The organism is Tsuneonella suprasediminis (assembly GCF_003605755.1).
Taxonomy (GTDB): domain Bacteria; phylum Pseudomonadota; class Alphaproteobacteria; order Sphingomonadales; family Sphingomonadaceae; genus Tsuneonella; species Tsuneonella suprasediminis.
The window spans coordinates 142,421-155,182 of record NZ_RAHJ01000011.1 but is presented as its reverse complement, the minus strand read 5'-3'; the positions used below and the strand labels follow the sequence as shown (position 1 = coordinate 155,182).

Annotated in this window: 14 protein-coding genes; 12 read left to right on the top strand and 2 right to left on the bottom strand. The window is 62.0% G+C overall.

Features of this window, described 5'->3' with window-relative positions; translation table 11 throughout:
• The coding region (locus D6858_RS03395; RefSeq protein WP_120106458.1) for an IS3 family transposase at positions 1-883 on the top strand (883 nt) is incomplete at its 5' end.
• A gap of 182 nt (positions 884-1,065) precedes the next feature.
• Here D6858_RS03395 and D6858_RS15610 read toward each other — a convergent pair.
• Both D6858_RS15610 and D6858_RS03385 read right to left on the bottom strand, forming a co-directional pair.
• Positions 1,066-1,308, bottom strand: coding sequence for a hypothetical protein (locus tag D6858_RS15610; protein WP_133305232.1), 243 nt, complete (start codon positions 1,306-1,308; stop codon positions 1,066-1,068).
• A 32-nt stretch (positions 1,309-1,340) separates the two neighbouring features.
• On the bottom strand, positions 1,341-1,964 hold the full coding sequence (locus D6858_RS03385) for a DNA-3-methyladenine glycosylase family protein (protein ID WP_120107158.1): 624 nt from the start codon (positions 1,962-1,964) through the stop codon (positions 1,341-1,343).
• Positions 1,965-2,081: 117 nt separating this feature from the next.
• Here D6858_RS03385 and D6858_RS03380 point away from each other — a divergent pair, with 117 nt between their 5' ends.
• The 11 genes from D6858_RS03380 to mraY all read left to right on the top strand — a co-directional run bounded on the left by D6858_RS03380 (position 2,082) and on the right by mraY (position 12,719).
• Positions 2,082-2,399: a 2Fe-2S iron-sulfur cluster-binding protein gene (locus tag D6858_RS03380; protein ID WP_120107156.1), complete on the top strand. Its 318-nt coding sequence runs from the start codon at positions 2,082-2,084 to the stop codon at positions 2,397-2,399.
• A gap of 102 nt (positions 2,400-2,501) precedes the next feature.
• Positions 2,502-3,503, top strand: coding sequence for a cysteine synthase A (locus D6858_RS03375; protein WP_120107154.1), 1,002 nt, complete (start codon positions 2,502-2,504; stop codon positions 3,501-3,503).
• A 69-nt stretch (positions 3,504-3,572) separates the two neighbouring features.
• Positions 3,573-3,929, top strand: coding sequence for a hypothetical protein (locus tag D6858_RS03370; RefSeq protein ID WP_120107152.1), 357 nt, complete (start codon positions 3,573-3,575; stop codon positions 3,927-3,929).
• A complete protein-coding gene (locus tag D6858_RS03365; RefSeq protein ID WP_120107150.1) occupies positions 3,926-4,705 on the top strand; it encodes a motility-associated ABC transporter substrate-binding family protein in 780 nt (259 codons plus the stop codon). Before D6858_RS03370 ends, D6858_RS03365 begins: the two co-directional genes overlap by 4 nt.
• A gap of 343 nt (positions 4,706-5,048) precedes the next feature.
• Positions 5,049-5,570 (top strand): division/cell wall cluster transcriptional repressor MraZ, encoded by a 522-nt coding sequence (locus D6858_RS03360; RefSeq protein WP_240623667.1) that lies wholly within the window; start codon positions 5,049-5,051, stop codon positions 5,568-5,570.
• Positions 5,567-6,523 carry a 16S rRNA (cytosine(1402)-N(4))-methyltransferase RsmH gene (gene rsmH, locus D6858_RS03355; protein ID WP_120107146.1) on the top strand — a complete coding sequence of 319 codons (957 nt, stop codon included), beginning with the start codon at positions 5,567-5,569 and terminating at the stop codon, positions 6,521-6,523. The genes D6858_RS03360 and rsmH overlap by 4 nt, the downstream gene beginning before the upstream one ends.
• A complete protein-coding gene (locus D6858_RS03350) occupies positions 6,520-6,999 on the top strand; it encodes a hypothetical protein (protein ID WP_133305231.1) in 480 nt (159 codons plus the stop codon). Before rsmH ends, D6858_RS03350 begins: the two co-directional genes overlap by 4 nt.
• Entirely contained in the window at positions 6,996-8,720 is a 1,725-nt protein-coding gene (locus D6858_RS03345; RefSeq protein WP_240623666.1) for a peptidoglycan D,D-transpeptidase FtsI family protein, read from the top strand. The genes D6858_RS03350 and D6858_RS03345 overlap by 4 nt, the downstream gene beginning before the upstream one ends.
• Complete coding sequence (locus D6858_RS03340) at positions 8,717-10,180, top strand: UDP-N-acetylmuramoyl-L-alanyl-D-glutamate--2,6-diaminopimelate ligase (RefSeq protein WP_120107140.1); 1,464 nt, start codon at positions 8,717-8,719, stop codon at positions 10,178-10,180. Before D6858_RS03345 ends, D6858_RS03340 begins: the two co-directional genes overlap by 4 nt.
• A complete protein-coding gene (locus D6858_RS03335) occupies positions 10,177-11,649 on the top strand; it encodes a UDP-N-acetylmuramoyl-tripeptide--D-alanyl-D-alanine ligase (protein ID WP_120107138.1) in 1,473 nt (490 codons plus the stop codon). The genes D6858_RS03340 and D6858_RS03335 overlap by 4 nt, the downstream gene beginning before the upstream one ends.
• A complete protein-coding gene (gene mraY / locus D6858_RS03330) occupies positions 11,649-12,719 on the top strand; it encodes a phospho-N-acetylmuramoyl-pentapeptide-transferase (RefSeq protein WP_120107136.1) in 1,071 nt (356 codons plus the stop codon). Before D6858_RS03335 ends, mraY begins: the two co-directional genes overlap by 1 nt.
• Positions 12,720-12,762 lie beyond the last annotated feature (43 nt).

The window sequence follows — 12,762 nt, the reverse complement described above, 5'->3', positions numbered from 1 at the left end:
TCGGGGTGAGTATGGGGTCGAGCCGATCTGCCGGGTTCTGCCGATCGCCCCATCAACCTACCACGAGCGTGTCGCACAGCGCCGCGATCCGTCGCGCCTGTCACCACGCGCCCAGCGCGACGAAGCAATGAAGCCCGAGGTTCAGCGCGTGTTCGATGCCAACTTCAAGGTCTACGGGTATCGCAAGGTGTGGCGGCAGATGCAGCGCGAGGGCTTCGATATTGCCCGCTGCACGGTGGAACGGCTGATGCGTGAGCTGGGCCTGCAGGGCGTGATCCGGGGGAAGCCGGTGAAGACGACGATGAGCGACAAGGCAGCGCCATGTCCGCTCGATCAGGTCAACCGCCAGTTCCATGCACCGGCACCCAACATGCTGTGGGTCTCGGACTTCACCTACGTCGCGACGTGGTCCGGGTTCGTCTATGTCGCCTTCGTGATCGACGTTTACGCCCGCTATATCGTGGGCTGGCGGGTGAGCAGAACGGCGCATGCCAGCTTTGTACTCGATGCCCTGGAGCAGGCGATCCATGACCGACGGCCTGTTCACCGTGGCGGCCTGATCCACCACAGTGATCGTGGCAGCCAATATGTCTCGATCAAGTATACCGAGCGTCTTGCCGAAGCCGGGATCGAACCATCGGTCGGCAGTGTTGGCGACAGCTACGACAACGCCTTGGCCGAAACGATCAACGGCCTTTACAAGGCCGAGGTCATCCACCGCCGAGGTCCGTGGCGATCATTTGAAGCCGTGGAATACGCCACGCTCGAATGGGTCGACTGGTTCAACAACCGGCGCCTGCTCGCGCCCATCGGCAATATCCCGCCTGCCGAAGCTGAAGCACGATACTACGCCATGCTGGACGACACGCCCATGGCGGCATAATTTAAACCAAATGGCCTCCGGCAATCCCGGGGCGGTTCACTTGCCTGTTCTTATTGAGTAACTGAGGCCCGCCGTTGGTTTGGGGTGGCGATGAAAAGACCAGAGAACGCCTTCTGGAAGTCTTACCTTTGGGTTCAACCCTGGACGAATTGGAAACAGAAGCAAACGCCCGAAGCTGGCAGTTATTTTTCGCCGATGACCGTATCTTCAAAGCGGGAGAGGAACACCACTTCGGAAACGGGTGCCGTTTTCAAGGAGGCGTGAGCAGGAATTACATCGTCGCTGAATATGGCCCAATCTTCACAACATCCGTGGAAAGCCTTTGGATGTTTGATGAAGTTGGAAAACTTGGCGATGTATGCGGCCGCAGCACTACGGATGCGTTGTAATTGGCGAATGTTAGCAATCGGGTCGTAAGCCGACAATTCACCTCTCCTCCAAAACCGACTGCAGACTTTTAGACCGGATCGCTGCCCACTGCGTAGTAGTGCCAGGTAAAAATCGCCGTGGCGCCGCGGTGGGGGCGCCAGTTTTCGGCCAGGGTGCGGGTGAGTTTTTCACTGGGGCGTTCGTCCAGTTCCAGAATGCGGCCCACCGCGACCTGCACTGCCAGATCGCCCGCGGGCCAGATATCGGCGCGGCCTTCTGCGAACAGCAGATATATCTCGGCGGTCCAGCGCCCGATTCCCTTGATCTGAGTGAGTTCGGCAATCGCTTCTTCGTCATCGGCAGGGAGATTGTCGAAATCGATGGCTCCCGCGCTCACCAGTTCGCACAGCGAGCGGGCATAGCTCTGTTTCTGCCGCGACAGGCCACAGGCGCGCAGGGTATCGAAATCGCGGGCCAGCAGTTCATCCGGCGCGATATCTTCGCCCAGTTCCGCCTCCAGCTTGCGCCACATGCTTGCCGCCGCCGCTACGGAAACCTGCTGCCCCACGATAGCGCGGAGCAGTGTGCGGTGGCCGCGCTCGCGGATGCGCGGTTCGGGATAGCCGGCCAGTTCGAGCGCCTGCGCTATCGCCGGTTCGCGGTCTGCGACATGGTCCAGCCCGGCACGGATCGCCTCTGCACTCAAACCCATTGTCGCTCTCCTGAAATACTAACGCGATTAGGGCTGCTTGCCAAATCGTCGCGCAGCCCTTAGCAGCCCCGCCAAAGGCCCGACAGGGGGCACCTTGTAACGACGGGAAGGAAATCGATGCCGAAGCTGACAGTGGTCAACCGCGCGGGCGAGGAATCCACGATCGAGGTGGACGATGGCCTAACGGTGATGGAAGCGATCCGCGACAATGGGTTCGACGAGCTGCTGGCCCTTTGCGGCGGTTGCTGTTCATGCGCCACTTGCCATGTCCATGTCGATCCCGCGTTCAAGGGCAAGCTGCCTGAAATGAGCGAAGACGAGGACGATCTGCTGGAAAGCAGCGATTATCGCGACGAAAATTCTCGCCTGAGCTGCCAGATTCCGTTCAGCGCCGATCTCGATGGGTTGAAGGTTACCATCGCGCAGGAAGACTGACCGCATTACCTTTTCCCGTTCCGCCTTCTGCCAAGTCACTGTGTCAGGGGGCGTAGTGGAACTGCGTTGCGCCGTGCGGGGTGGGGTCTTACTTCGCCAGGCATGATGACTTTGCCTGTGCGCGACAATACTCTCGATCTGATTGGTAACACCCCGCTGGTGCTCCTGAAGGGACCAAGCGAAGCGGCCGGATGCGAAATCTGGGGGAAGTGCGAATTCGCCAACCCCGGCGGCAGCGTGAAAGATCGCGCCGCGCTGTGGATCGTCCGCGATGCCGAAGCGCGCGGCGAACTGAAGCCCGGCGGCACCGTAGTGGAAGGCACCGCGGGCAACACCGGCATCGGGCTGGCGCTGGTCTGCAATGCGCTGGGTTATCGCACGATTATCGTGATGCCCGACAACCAGTCGAAAGAGAAGATGGACACCTTGCGCGCGCTGGGCGCGGAGCTGGTGCTGGTGCCGCCAACCAAATTCGCAGATTGCAACCATTTCGTGCACACCAGCCGCCGCCTTGCCGAAGAAACCGACGGCGCAGTCTGGGCCAATCAGTTCGACAATACCGCCAACCGCAAGGCCCATATCGAAGGTACGGCGGAAGAAATCTGGCAACAGATGGAAGGGCGGATCGATGGTTTCACCTGTGCCGTTGGCACTGGCGGAACCTTTGCCGGGATCGGGCTGGGCCTGAAAAGTCATAGCGAAGACACAACGATCGCGCTGACCGACCCCTTCGGCGCTGCGCTCTACAGCTACTATGCCGAAGGCGAGCTGAAATCCGAAGGCAGTTCCGTCGCGGAAGGGATCGGGCAGGGGCGCATCACCGGCAATCTCGAAGGTGCGCCGGTCGATACCCAGTTCCGCGTGTCGGACAGCGAAGGGCTGGAATGGGTCGCCCGCCTGCTGCGCGAAGAGGGGCTGTGCCTCGGCCTGTCATCGGGCATCAATGTTGCCGGGGCCGTGAAGCTGGGTAAGCAACTTGGCCCCGATGCGCGGGTGGCGACGATCCTGTGCGACACGGGCTTCCGCTATCTCTCCACGCTTTACAATGCAGACTGGTTGCGGTCGAAAGATCTGCCGGTGTTCGACTGGCTGGATCGTGCCTGATCGCATCTGATCGCGCGTGTATGTGCGCCAGCGATTGACTGGCGCACAGCATAGACTACTTTCCCGGCTATGCCCGATAGCAAGACCGGACAACCCGAAACGGAAGAGGCTGAGGAAACGGTTCCGCTGGGCGGTACACGGGCCGAAGCGGTTCAGCGATTACAGGTCGGCGTGTCGCTGCTGGTCGGTGTGCTCCTGCTGGTCGGGATCGCCAACGTGATCGAAAATCGCGCGAAGGAAGTCGAAGCGACTACTGTGCCGGAGGCGGCGGCCACTGTGCCCGCCACTCCGTCGACCCCGCAAAACGATCCATTGGCCGATGCCGGTGTCGTGCCCGATATCCCGGCCGATGGCGGCACGGGTGCAACGGCTTCGCCCACGCCATCACCGACAATGGACGCGCCGGTTACCGGCACTGGCAATTGAGCCTCTTTGTTATCCGTAATCGGCGACGGTTCTATATTGGGCTGGCTTTGCTTATCGCAGCGCTGGCCGGTTTTGCCGTGCTGGCATGGCCTGCGCGGGATCGACCGCCGGTCGCGCTCTATTCCTCGTTGCCGATTTACTGGAACGAAAGCGCCAGCGTTTCGGACCTGCTGGATAGCAAACAGCCACCACCGTGGCCGCGCATTGCGCTGGAACGGGATTGGGCGCTTACACCGCTCGATACACTTGCCGGTCCCGATAGCGGGGTTGGGGGAAAGGGGGGCTCTCTGGCGAGTTACAGGCGCCTGTTGCTGGCTCAGCCGCGCGCATTGGCCCCAGTTGAAAATGTCGCGTTGGACGAGTGGGTGCGGGGCGGCGGGCATCTGCTGCTGTTTGCCGATCCGTTTCTGACGGGCGACACTCATTTTGCCATTGGCGACAAGCGCCGCCCGCAGGATGTTGTGCTCTTGTCGCCAATTCTGGCACACTGGGGGCTGGAGCTGCGATACGACCTCGATCAGCCTGAGGGCGAGCGGACTGTCACGGTCGCTGGTGCTGAACTGCCGATCAATCAGGCAGGGCAGTTCGTGCTGCAACCAACCGATCCGCAGGCACCCGCCACGTGCACTTTGTCTGCAGGCGGGATCGTGGCCGACTGCGCCATCGGCGAAGGGCGCGCGCTGATCGTGGCCGATGCGGCTTTGTTGGAGCAGCACCACGTGACCGATGGCGCCGAACTCCTGCGCGACCTGGCCAAACGCGCGTTCAACGACTGATCCGCCAATGTGCGCCGTATCTGGCGCGGATAATGGGCGAGAATCGGCACCGCTCTTCAAATCGGGGAAAATGCGGGAAACCAGCCGGGGATCGCGCGGGATAACGTGGATTCGCGTATCGGTTACCGGCGAGGTGTGGTAAGCTAAGCAGGAGGCAGCAGGGATGAAAGTTGCATAAAATCAATATAATACCGTAATTTCCCCAATGATCCCCTAATTTTCCCTTCCATCCCCATGTCAGGTTGGTTAAGACCATCTTCCATCGAAGATGCTGTTTCGTGTTGCGTGCCGCCGATGGGTGGCGCGACCTGGCCTCGCACGCGCGGTTGGGCACGGAGAAGGCATGTTCGCGGAGGTGGGTACCTCCTCAGAGGGGCAGGGGAACTTGGCGTCGAGCGATTTCAACGGTTACAGCGGACAGGCCTTCTCGCCGATGGGCGAGAAGGATCGCTTTGTCCTTCCGCCGTTGTTCCGCAACGCGGTGAAGGCTTCCAGCGACGGAAAAATCCTGTGCCTCGATAAACATGCCCGGTTCAACTGCCTGACCGGGTTTGGCCTTTCACGCATGCCCGAACTGGAAGCGCAGCTCGACCGCGAGGAGGACAAGTACGGCCTCGATTTCGACCGCGATACGCGCGCGGCGCAACTGTTCGGCTTCGCCCGTGTGCCGTTCGACGATTCAGGCCGCTTCGTGATGCCGGAACATCTGCGTACGCTTGGCAATGTCGGCGATGCGTTGTTCTTTCAGGGCGGTGGCCGTCAGTTCACCATCTGGAACCCCGAAGAACTGATGAAGATGGGTGACGAGTGGGCTGCCGCGAAGGCCGCCTGTGCCGACTTCATGGCGAAGGGGAAGGGCAAGTGAGCGTGTTCCCGTCCCCCGATGCCCCGCACATTCCCGTGTTGCTGGACGAAGTGATCGCCGCACTGGCGCCGCAGCCGGGCGACGTGATCGTCGATGCCACGTTCGGCGCGGGCGGTTATACCCGTGCTCTGCTCGATGCAGGGGCCAGCGTCCATGCGTTCGACCGGGATCCCGATGCCATCGCTGCAGGTCGCAAGTGGCACGAGGCGGAGGAAAAGCCGCCGCGCCTCGTTCTCCACCCGCGTCGTTTTTCGGAAATGGTTGCGGCCATGCGCGATGCAGGCGTGTCGCGCGTCGATGGCGTGGTGATGGATATTGGCGTTTCGTCGATGCAGCTCGATCAGGCGGATCGCGGCTTTGCTTTCTCGTCCGACGGCCCGCTCGACATGCGGATGGGGCAGGATGGCGAAAGCGCGGCCGATTTCCTGAATACTGCCGACGAAGCGCAGATTGCTGACGTGCTTTATCATTATGGCGAAGAACGCCAGAGCCGCCGCGTCGCCCGCGCGATTGTTGCTGCCCGTCCGCTGGAAACCACCGGCGATCTGGCGCGCGTGGTTCGCAAGGCGCTCGGCTATCGCCCCGGCGCGCCGAAAGACCCGGCTACGCGCAGCTTTCAGGCGGTGCGTATCCATGTGAACGCCGAACTGGCGGAGCTGGAGCAGGGGCTGAGCGGAGCGGAAGAACTGCTGAGCGAAGGTGGGCGGCTGGCTGTGGTCAGCTTTCACAGTCTGGAAGACCGCATCGTCAAACGGTTCCTGCGCGATGCATCTAGCGCCAATGCCACCGGATCGCGTCACTTGCCGCAGGCCGAAACGGCCCCGGCCACATTTCGCGACGTGTCGAAGGCGATCCGCCCTGGCACTGCTGAACTCGACAGAAATCCCCGCGCGCGCTCGGCAACGCTGCGCCACGCGGTTCGCACTGCAACGCCAGCCAGGGAGGCTGCATGATGGTAAACGGTAGTCGCTTGCGACAGATTGGATGGGTCGTGACCCTCGCAATCTGCTTCTCTGCATTTATGGCTTTGACGTTCAAGGTGAATTCGGTGAAGAGCGAGGTGCGCCTCGCTGAACGTCGCATCGTGTCGTTGCAGCAGGAAAAAACGATCCTCGAAACCGAATTTGAAACGCGGGCCAGCCAGCACCAGCTGGCGCAGTGGAATGCGGTCGATTTCGGTTATGAGCCGCCGCGCGCCGATCAGTATCTGGAAAGCGAACGCCAGTTGGCAGCACTGGGCGAAGTGCCGTCACACAACGCGCCATCTCCGATCCGGGTGGCGCAGGCACCGGAAGCGGGGCGGGTGATGAAATACCCGGAAATGGTATCTCCGCTGACGGGCAAGCCGGTGCATAACAGAGTTGAGTCAGGGGCGCTGGCAGCAGCGCTCGCGCAAGGTGGCGAGTTATTGGCCGAGGGGGGGCGGTGAACGCACTCACGGTCAGCACGGCAATCTCGTCTGGCCGGGTCCGGCTGGTTACGATGCGGCGGCAGTCCCTGACTGTCGCCCGTATTCGTTTACTGGTCGTGGCAATGATGTTCGGCGCTGTAGCGCTGGCTGCGGTGATGCGGATCGGGTTTCTGGGTCTGGCCGACCGGTCGGTAGTAACCGAAACGCTCAGCGAAGCGTTGTTGCCGCCGCGCGGTGAGATCACCGATCGCAACGGACAGCCGCTGGCGCGGGCATTTCCGGCGTTCGCGCTGTGGTACAATCCCGCCGCGCTTAATGGCGGCAGCCCGCTCGTCAAAACGCCGCAGGAAGTGGCTCGCGAACTGGTCGCGATCTTCCCCGACATGGATGAAAGCGAAGTGGCTGCGAAGCTGGCGTCGGGGCGTGCCGGATATTTGCGCCGTCGCGTTTTGCCGGAAGAAGCCAATAAAGTGCTCGCTATCGGTGAGCTGGCTCTGGAGATGCCGAAAGAGAATTCACGCCATTATCCGCAAGGGTCGATGGGCGCGCATGTTCTTGGCTATGTCGGGGCCAACGGTCACGGCCATGTCGGCATGGAAGAAGTTCTCGATAAGCGGCTGCTCGATCCGGCGCAGCGGGGCGAACCCGTGGCGCTGTCGGTCGATGCACGGGTGCAGGGCGCGCTGGAAGATGAGCTGAATCGCGGTATGCGCGCAGTCGATGCGAAGGGCGCGGCGGGGATCGTTCTCGATGTCGATACCGGGGAAGTGCTGGCGCTTGCCTCGTTGCCCGAATTCAACCCCAACAAGATCGATCAGGCGGGCGTGGATAACATGTTCAACCGCGTGACCAATCAGGTTTACGAACTGGGTTCGACATTCAAACCGATCACCGTTGCCAGCGCAATCGATGCGGGCGTAGTGCGCGATTTCGGTAAGCAATACGATGCCTCGCCAATCAAAGTCGGGCGTTTCACGATCAAAGACAGCCACGCGATGGGCGCAACGCTCAACGTGCCGGAAACGCTGATCCATTCGTCTAACACGGTGTCCGCCCGGATCGCCGATGAACTGGGTTCGGAACGTCTGCGCCAGACGATGATCGATCTGGGGATGAACGAACGCCCGTTTATTGAACTACCTGCGCGCGGTTTCCCGATCTGGCCGGGCAAGAAGTGGCCGCGTTTGCGGACGATGACGGTTGGTTTCGGACACGGCATCGCAGTAACGCCGCTGCACCTCGCCAGCGCCTATGCAGCGCTGGTCAACGGCGGGATCTGGCGCCCGGCAACTCTGTATAAGGTGGAGCCGGGCCACGCTGTGCGCGGTCGCCGCGTGTTCAAGGCCAGCACCAGCTCGCGGATGCGTCAGCTTTTGCGGATGATCGCTGTCTATGGCACGGGCCGCAACGCCAATGCCCCCGGTTTCCGCGTCGGCGGCAAGACAGGATCGGCGGAAAAGCCCGGTGCTCATGGCTATCGCAAGACTGCTGTGGTTTCGACATTCGCCTCAGCCTTTCCGATGGACCGTCCGCGCTATGTCGTGATCGCCATGCTCGACGAACCCAAGGGCACAACAGCCAGCAGTTTCCAGCGCACCGCTGCATGGAACGCCGCACCGATTGTCGGGCGACTGGTCCCGCGCATCGGGCCTATGCTGGGCATCAACCCCGACAATACGCGCGATGTCGATCTGTCGGACCTCGCCCCGCTGGTGCCCAAAACCGGAGGAAGCGAATGAAGCTGGCGACTCTCCTTACCGATACTGGCTTTAGTGCCGACGTCGATGCGACGGTTACGGGTTTCGCCATCGACAATCGCAAGGTTGCGCGCGGCACCGTGTTCGGCGCGTTTCAGGGTGCCAAAGTCAACGGGGAGGACTTCATTCCTGCCGCAATCGCTGCCGGTGCGGTTGCTGTGGTCGCCCGGCCTGAGGTGGTGGTGGAAGGGGCGCTGCATATTGCCAGCGATAACCCGCGCCGCACATTTGCCTTGCTGGCTGCACGTTTCTTCCAGCCTGTGCCGCAGACCATTGTTGCGGTGACGGGAACGAACGGCAAAACCTCCACCGTGGAAATGACCCGTCAGCTGTGGCGCATGGCAGGGTTCAGTGCGGCATCGATTGGCACTCTGGGGGTTACGACCCCTGATGGGAGCGTCTCCACCGGGCTGACTACGCCCGATATCGTCACGTTCCTGTCCAACTTGACCGGGCTGGCGCGCGAGGGTGTTTCGCATGTCGCATACGAAGCGTCGAGCCACGGGCTGTCGCAATATCGCAACGAAGGCTTGCGGGTCGCCGCCGGTGCTTTCACCAATTTTAGCCGCGATCACCTCGATTACCACGCAACGATGGACGAATATTTCGCTGCCAAAATGCGGCTGTTCGACGAAGTGGTGATGGATAGTGGCACAGCTGTTATCTGGCAGGGTGGGGATAGCTGGTCCGCCCGCGCCGGGGAGCACGCACGCGCACGGGGGTTGCGCGTGCTGCCCGTGGGCGAGCAGGCAGAGGGGATCCGCCTGCTCGCCCGCACTCCCACCGAGCTGGGTCAGCAGTTGCAGCTCGAATACGAGGGCGTTCAGTACAAAGTCGTGCTGCCGTTGATCGGTGCCTATCAGGCGGCAAATGCGCTGGTATCTGCCGGGTTGGCAATTGCCACCGGCGGTGATCCGAAGGCGACGTTCGATGCGCTGGCGCGGCTGCAACCGGTACGCGGGCGTCTGGAGCGGGCGGCGATCAATCGGGCCGGTGCGCCGGTCTATGTCGACTATGCTCACACCCCCGATGCGTTGGACGCGGCGATTGATGCTTTGCGTCCACACGTGGAAAAACGCCTTCTGGTGGTGTTCGGAGCGGGCGGAGATCGCGATAAGGGCAAACGGGCCGAGATGGGCCGGGTCGCTAGCCAGAAGGCAGATGTCGTGATTGTCACCGATGATAACCCCCGCGGGGAAGACCCGGCGGATATCCGTCGCGCCGTCATGTCTGGCACCAGCGGGGCGCAGGATATCGGCGATCGCCGTGCCGCCATCGCCGCAGCCATCGATATGGCGGGCAGCGGGGACATCGTCCTTTTGGCGGGCAAAGGTCACGAACAGGGTCAGATCGTGGGGGCCGGGGAAAATATGCGGGTATTGCCGTTTGACGACGTAACCGTGGCGCGCGAATGCGCCGCCGGACAAGGGGCCGGGGCATGAGTGTGAACCGCGCAATTCTGTCATGGCCGCGTGAGAAGCGCGACCGTTTCGCGCTGGCGCTGTGGGATGCCGATGCGATTGCAGCGGCGACCGGTGGCAAGGCCAGCGGGGCGTTTCAGGTGTCCGGGGTGGAGATCGATTCGCGCGACGTCCGTTCGGGCGATCTGTTCGTGGCGCTCAAGGGTGAAACCACCGACGGGCATCGCTTTCTGTCCAAGGCATTTGCCAACGGGGCCGCTGCTGCACTGGTAAGCGAGCCGATCGACTGGCCGCATATTCTGGTGGAAGATACAACCGCTGCACTGGAAGCGCTGGCCGCCGCCGCACGCGACCGGGCGGATGCGTTGCGGATTGCGGTGACCGGGTCGGTCGGCAAGACCGGTGTGAAAGAAGCAATCTTCGCTGCGCTCGACCGCAGCAGCCGGGGCGCGGCGCACCGCTCCGTGCGGAGCTACAATAATCATGTTGGTGTCCCGCTCAGCCTGGCGCGGATGCCGGGGCGCAGCCAGTTTGGCATCTTCGAAATGGGGATGAACCACGCAGGCGAGATCGCCGCACTGACTGTGCAGGTGCGCCCTCATGTCGCGGTGGTGACGACGATTGCGCCAGCGCATATCGAAAACCTCGGCAGTGAAGAGGCGATTGCCGATGCCAAGGGCGAGGTATTTGGCGGTCTGATGCCAGGTGGCACGGCGGTCGTTCCGGCTGACAGTCCGCATTTCGAGCGTTTGAAAGCGCATGCCGTGGCGGCAGGGGCGACGGTGATCGGCTTCGGCCGCAGCGCCAGTGCTGATGCCCGCTTGCTCGACGCCATTCCCAGCGCCAATGGCGGCGCGCTGGTGACAGCGGATATTTGCGGCACGCGCCTGTGCTTTACCGTTGCGGAGCCGGGGGATCACTGGATTTCCAATGCGCTGGCGGTGATGGCGGCGGTGAAGGCGGTCGGTGGCGATCTGGGGTCGGCCGGCCTTGCGCTGGCGGAAATGGGCGGCCTGAAGGGGCGCGGTGCGCGCCACCGGATCGCTGCGCCGGGTGGTCACGCGCTGTTGATCGACGAAAGTTACAACGCGAACCCTGCATCGATGCGGGCGACTTTGCGCCAGTTGGGGCAAACACCCGCTACGCGTCGGATCGCCGTTCTCGGCAGTATGAAAGAACTGGGGGATTTCGCGCCCGGTTTCCACGCCCAACTGGCCGAACCGCTGGTGGAGGCGCAGGTCGATTATGTCATTCTGGTGGGTGAAGAGATGACGGCGCTGGCACGCGAACTGGGGAAACCGGGTGGCGCTCCGCTTGCCGCCGGACTCGGCTTCGCGCATTGCGATGGTCCAGGCGAAGCCATTGGCGCGCTCGAAGAATTCGGGCTTGCTGCTGGAGACGCGGTCCTCGTCAAAGGTTCGAATTCGGTCGGGCTTGGGCGGGTCGTCGCTCACTTCGTCGACCGTGGGACAATGGGCCGGGAAGGCTGATGCTCTATCTGATTGCCGAATGGTTGCATTTCGAGGGCGTACTTAACCTCATACGCTACCAGACATTTCGCTCGGGAGCGGTTCTGCTCACGGCCTTGCTGATCGGTCTGCTGATCGGGCCGCGCTTCATCGATATGCTGCGGGTGCGGCAGGGTAAGGGGCAGCCGATCCGTGAAGACGGCCCGCAGACCCATCTTGCCAAGCGTGGTACGCCCACGATGGGTGGACTGATGATCCTGATCTCGCTGACGATTTCACTGCTGCTATGGATGGATCTGAAGAATCCGTTCGTATGGGCCTGCTTTGCAGTGACTATTGGTTTCGGCGTAATCGGTTTTATGGACGATTACGACAAAGTGTCGAAGGCCAGTCACAAGGGCGTTTCGGGCAAGGTCCGCCTTCTGCTCGAATTCATCGTTGCAGGGATCGCGTCGTGGATCATCGTCGGACAGATCAACACAGTGCTCTATGTGCCGTTCATGATGCAGGCGGGGATTCCGCTTGGCCCGGCGTATTATGTGTTTGCCGCTGTGGTGATTGTCGGCGCAGGCAACGCTGTGAACCTGACCGACGGGCTGGACGGGCTGGCGACAATGCCGGTGATTATCGCTTCCGGCACCTTCGCGATCATCGCTTATCTGGCAGGACGCGAAGACTTTTCCGCGTATCTCGGCATTCCGCATGTGCCCGGCGCGGGCGAACTGGCGATTTTCTGTGCGGCGATCATGGGCGCGGGGCTGGCGTTCCTGTGGTTCAATGCACCACCGGCGGCAGTGTTCATGGGCGACACCGGCAGCCTTGCATTGGGCGGTGCGCTGGGCGCGATTGCTGTGGCGAGCCATCATGAAATCGTGCTGGCGATCGTCGGCGGGCTGTTCGTATTCGAAGCGCTGTCGGTGATTATTCAGGTATTCTGGTTCAAGCGAACCGGGAAGCGGGTGTTCCGCATGGCTCCGATACACCATCATTTCGAGCAGCTGGGGTGGAAAGAATCCACTGTCGTGATCCGGTTCTGGATCATTTCCATCGTCCTTGCGCTGCTGGGTCTGGCGACACTGAAGCTACGATGACACGGGCGGATCATATCCCTCCGTGCGCCCCGGCACAGACGGG

Coding starts and splice junctions, on each gene's coding strand:
- D6858_RS03385 (WP_120107158.1), bottom strand. CDS start 1,964: ATGGGTTTGAGTGCAGAGGCGATCCGTGCCGGGCTGGACCATGTCGCA.
- D6858_RS03380 (WP_120107156.1), top strand. CDS start 2,082: ATGCCGAAGCTGACAGTGGTCAACCGCGCGGGCGAGGAATCCACGATC.
- D6858_RS03375 (WP_120107154.1), top strand. CDS start 2,502: ATGATGACTTTGCCTGTGCGCGACAATACTCTCGATCTGATTGGTAAC.
- D6858_RS03370 (WP_120107152.1), top strand. CDS start 3,573: ATGCCCGATAGCAAGACCGGACAACCCGAAACGGAAGAGGCTGAGGAA.
- D6858_RS03360 (WP_240623667.1), top strand. CDS start 5,049: ATGTTCGCGGAGGTGGGTACCTCCTCAGAGGGGCAGGGGAACTTGGCG.
- D6858_RS03350 (WP_133305231.1), top strand. CDS start 6,520: ATGATGGTAAACGGTAGTCGCTTGCGACAGATTGGATGGGTCGTGACC.
- D6858_RS03340 (WP_120107140.1), top strand. CDS start 8,717: ATGAAGCTGGCGACTCTCCTTACCGATACTGGCTTTAGTGCCGACGTC.
- D6858_RS03335 (WP_120107138.1), top strand. CDS start 10,177: ATGAGTGTGAACCGCGCAATTCTGTCATGGCCGCGTGAGAAGCGCGAC.
- mraY (WP_120107136.1), top strand. CDS start 11,649: ATGCTCTATCTGATTGCCGAATGGTTGCATTTCGAGGGCGTACTTAAC.